4 protein-coding genes are annotated in these 4,046 nt (G+C 69.7%); 3 read left to right on the top strand and 1 reads right to left on the bottom strand.

All coding sequences use genetic code 11. The features are described 5' to 3' along the window. The 3 genes from DSP71_RS16375 to DSP71_RS16365 all read left to right on the top strand — a co-directional run. Window positions 1-270 (top strand): benzoate/H(+) symporter BenE family transporter (locus tag DSP71_RS16375; RefSeq protein ID WP_181800760.1); only part of this gene is annotated, 270 nt, incomplete at its 5' end. A 96-nt stretch (window positions 271-366) separates the two neighbouring features. Beyond that, complete coding sequence (locus DSP71_RS16370; protein ID WP_058631738.1) at window positions 367-1,251, top strand: ABC transporter ATP-binding protein; 885 nt, start codon at window positions 367-369, stop codon at window positions 1,249-1,251. Then, the gene (locus tag DSP71_RS16365) at window positions 1,248-2,336 is read left to right on the top strand and encodes an ABC transporter permease (RefSeq protein WP_058631739.1); all 1,089 of its coding nucleotides are present in this window, start codon (window positions 1,248-1,250) and stop codon (window positions 2,334-2,336) included. The genes DSP71_RS16370 and DSP71_RS16365 overlap by 4 nt, the downstream gene beginning before the upstream one ends. A gap of 107 nt (window positions 2,337-2,443) precedes the next feature. Here the strand turns inward: DSP71_RS16365 and DSP71_RS16360 are convergent. Next, window positions 2,444-4,046: aldehyde dehydrogenase family protein (locus DSP71_RS16360; RefSeq protein WP_113681615.1), on the bottom strand; the 1,603-nt coding region annotated here is incomplete at its 5' end.

The following is a 4,046-nucleotide window of genomic DNA, read 5'->3' as shown; positions in this document are numbered from 1 at the left end:
CTCGTGCTCGCCGTGTTCTCGGCGGCCTTCGCCGCGCTCGTGGTGCTGGCACCTGCCGCCGTCATCCCGGCGGTCGCGGGCCTCGCGCTGTTCGCCGCGTTCGGATCGTCCGTGCAGCAGGCCATCGACGACCCGGGTGAGCGCATCCCCGCCGTGGTGACGTTCCTCGTGGCCGCGTCAGGGATCGCCGTGCTCGGGGTCAGCGCCGCGTTCTGGGCCCTCGTCGCCGGCCTCCTCGTGCGCACGGTGCTGCACACCGCGCGCAACTGACCTCCTCCTCCCCCGCTCGGGTGATCCTGCGGAGTCCGCCATGCGGGGGATGTCCGAGACACGTGTGCTCCGTAGCGTGAGGGTATGACCACAGGAATGCTCGAACTCTCCGGCATCACCAAGAGCTACGGCTCTCGGCGCGTGCTCGATGACGTGTCCTTCACGGTCGCCCCCGGGCGGCTCACGGGCTTCGTCGGCGGCAACGGCGCCGGCAAGACCACCACCATGCGGATCGTGCTGGGGCTGCTGTCGTCGGACGGCGGACGCGTCGATCTGGACGGTGCTCCGTTGACGACCGCCGACCGGCGCCGCTTCGGCTACATGCCCGAGGAGCGCGGCCTCTACCCGAAGATGAAGGTGCTCGAGCAGATCGTCTACCTCGCACGCCTGCACGGCTTCGGCAAGCAGGAGGCGATGGAGCGGGCGACCTCGCTGCTCACGGAACTCGGGCTCGGTGAGCGGCTGAACGACACCATCGAATCTCTGTCGCTCGGCAACCAGCAGCGCGCGCAGATCGCCGCCTCGCTCGTGCACGACCCCGAGGTGCTCATCCTCGACGAGCCGTTCTCCGGCCTGGATCCCCTCGCCGTCGACGTGGTCGCGGGTGTCCTGCAGTCCAGCGCGGCCAAGGGGGCGTCGATCCTGTTCTCCTCCCACCAGCTCGACGTGGTGGAACGGCTGTGCGACGACCTGGTCATCCTCGCCGGTGGCACGATCCGCGCGGCGGGCTCACGCGACGCACTCCGCGCCGAGCACGCGCGCGACCGGTACGAGCTGGTCTCGGCCGGAGACGCCGGGTGGCTGCGCACCGAGCCCGGTGTCACGGTGGTCGACTTCGAGGGCGGCTACGCCCTGTTCGACGCGGACGGCCCGGAGACGGCCCAGCGCGTGCTGCAGTCCGCCGTACAGCGTGGCGATGTCGCCAGCTTCGCCCCCAAGCATCCGTCCCTCGCCCAGATCTTCAAGGAGGTCATCCAGTGAGCACCCCCTCCCCCGTTCGCAGCTCGAACGGCATCTGGCTCGTCGCCGAGCGCGAGATCGGATCGAAGCTGCGCAGCAAGGCCTTCCTGATCTCCACCGGCATCCTGCTGGTCCTCGCCCTCGCCGGCATCCTGTTCGGCGGGTTCGCGAGCAAGAACACCGAGACCACGCCGATCGCCGTGACCGCGGAGACCGCCTCCGCCGTCTCGGCCATCCCGAACGTCGAGGTCACCACGGTCGCCGACCGGGCCGCAGCCGAACAGCTCGTGCGCGATGACAAGGTCGATGCCGCGGTGATCGAAGGCGACGGACCGTCGGGATACACGATCATCGCGATGCAGGATCCCCCGGGCGAGATCGTCTCGGCCCTGTCGATCGCTCCCGAAATCGTCAGCCTCGAGCCGGCGACCACCAACCCGCTGCTGCGCTACTTCATCGCGATCGCGTTCGGGCTCGTCTTCATGATGGCTGCGGCGACGTTCGGCGGCACGATCGCACAGAGCGTCGTGGAGGAGAAGCAGACCCGCGTGGTCGAGGTGCTGCTCTCGGCGATCCCGGCCCGCACGCTCCTCGCCGGCAAGGTGATCGGCAACACCGTGCTCGCGATGGGGCAGATCCTCGCCCTGGCGGCGGTCGCCACCATCGGTCTGATCGTCACCGGTCAACGGGAGGTGCTCACGACGCTGGGGGCGCCCATCATCTGGTTCGCGATCTTCTTCCTGTTCGGCTTCATCCTGCTGGCGGCGATGTTCGCGGCCGCGGCGTCGATGGTTTCTCGCCAGGAGGACATCGGGTCCACCACGACACCGATCACGATGCTCATCATGGCGCCGTACATCCTGGTCATCGTCTTCAACGACAACCCGCTGGTGCTGACGATCATGTCGTACGTGCCGTTCTCCGCCCCGGTCGGAATGCCGATGCGCCTGTTCGTGGGAGAGGCGCAGTGGTGGGAGCCGCTGCTGAGCCTCGTGATCCTGCTCGCCAGCTGCGTGGCCGCGATCGTCATCGGCGCGAAGATCTACGAGAACTCGCTCCTGCGCATGGGCTCCCGCGTCAAGCTCCGCGAGGCGCTGCGGGGTTAGCCTCCTCCCCTGACGCCGAGACCCATCCCGCACGCCGAAACCCACCGTCGCAGACGTCAGCGACGGTGGGTTTCGTTGTGGCCGATGGGTCTCGGCGAAGGGTCAGGTCAGATCACGCCGTCGGCCAGGGTGGTGGGGTTGCCGAAGCGGTGGTTCGTGATCGATACGGCCTGCTCGTGCAGGAACGGAAGCATCTCGACCCGTCCCGCCCCGGTCACGGCGTGCGACCAGACCGCCACATCCGGGCTTCCGTCGAGCGCCTCGTGCAACGCCGCGGCGTCGCCGCCGACCAGACGCACGCGGTGCCACGAGTTCGCGGCCTTGGCGTAGCGCTTGGTCCACGCCGCGTCCGATTCGTGCTTGACGGTCACGCCGTGCGCGCGCAGGGCCTTCTCGACGCGAGAGGGCAGAGCGGGAGCCGACACCGTGAACGGGCTGCCGCTGCGCAGGGCGGCCGCGAGCACACGGAGGCCATCCACCAGAGGAGCGTCGTCGGCGATGCGCACGTCGACGGCGACGGGACGGTAGCGGAACAGGTTGCGCTCGACCCCGAGGCCGGACTTGTCGCTCACGGCGCCGAACTCGTCGATCCAGGCATGCTCGTCGGATGCGGCAGCACGCTGCAGCCACTCGGCCTCGGTCGCGTCCACCTCGGAGGACGCCGCCTCCAGCAGTGCCCGCACGACGGGGACGACGGCCGCACCCGGCGCCGCGGCCGGAAGCTCCGCAGGAGCCCACTCGCCGAGACCGAAGAGGTAGTTCGGGCCACCGGCCTTGGCTCCGGCGCCGACCGCCGAGCGCTTCCAGCCGCCGAACGGCTGACGCTGCACGATCGCCCCGGTGATGCCGCGGTTCACGTAGAGGTTGCCGGCCTCGACACGGTCGAGCCAGGTGGCGACCTCGTCGGAGTCGAGCGAGTGGATGCCGGCCGTGAGACCGTAGTCGACCGCGTTCTGCAGGCGCAGCGCCTCGTCCAGATCCTTGGCGTGCATGATGCCGAGCACCGGCCCGAAGAACTCGGTCAGGTGGAAGTACGATCCCTCGCGCACACCGGTCTTCACCCCGGGCGTCCACTGCTTGCCCTCGTCGTCGAGCTTGCGCGGCTCGACCAGCCAGCGCTCGCCCTTCTCGAGCTTCGTGAGCGCGGTGAGCAGCTTGCCGTTCGCGGGCTCGATGATCGGACCCATCTGCGTGGCCGGGTCGTCGGGCAGGCCGACGCGCATCGAGGTCACCGCATCCACCAGCTGACGCTCGAACCGCTTCGAGTCGGCGACGGATCCGACGAGGATCGCGAGCGACGCGGCGGAGCACTTCTGCCCTGCGTGGCCGAACGCGCTGCGGGCCACGTCGGCGGCCGCGAGATCGAGGTCGGCTGAGGGGGTGACGATGATCGCGTTCTTCCCGCTGGTCTCGGCGAGCAGCGGCAGGTCGGAGCGGAACGAGCGGAACAGCTGCGCCGTCTCGTACGCCCCGGTGAGGATCACACGGTCCACCGCGGGGCCGGCGACGAGGCGCGTGCCCAGGTCGCGGGAAGCCAGATCGACGAGCGCGAGCAGGTCGCGCGGCACACCGGCGGCCCACAGCGCCTCCACCATCACCGCACCGCAGCGCTGGGTGAGCTTGGCCGGCTTGATGATCACGGCCGAACCCGAGGCCAGGCCCGCGAGCACACCGCCGGCGGGGATCGCCACCGGGAAGTTCCAGGGAGGA

This window comes from Microbacterium sp. H6 (assembly GCF_003314775.1).
GTDB classification, from domain to species: Bacteria; Actinomycetota; Actinomycetes; order Actinomycetales; family Microbacteriaceae; genus Microbacterium; species Microbacterium oxydans.
Note: the sequence above shows the minus strand (reverse complement) of the source record. Positions and strands in the feature narration are given on the sequence as shown.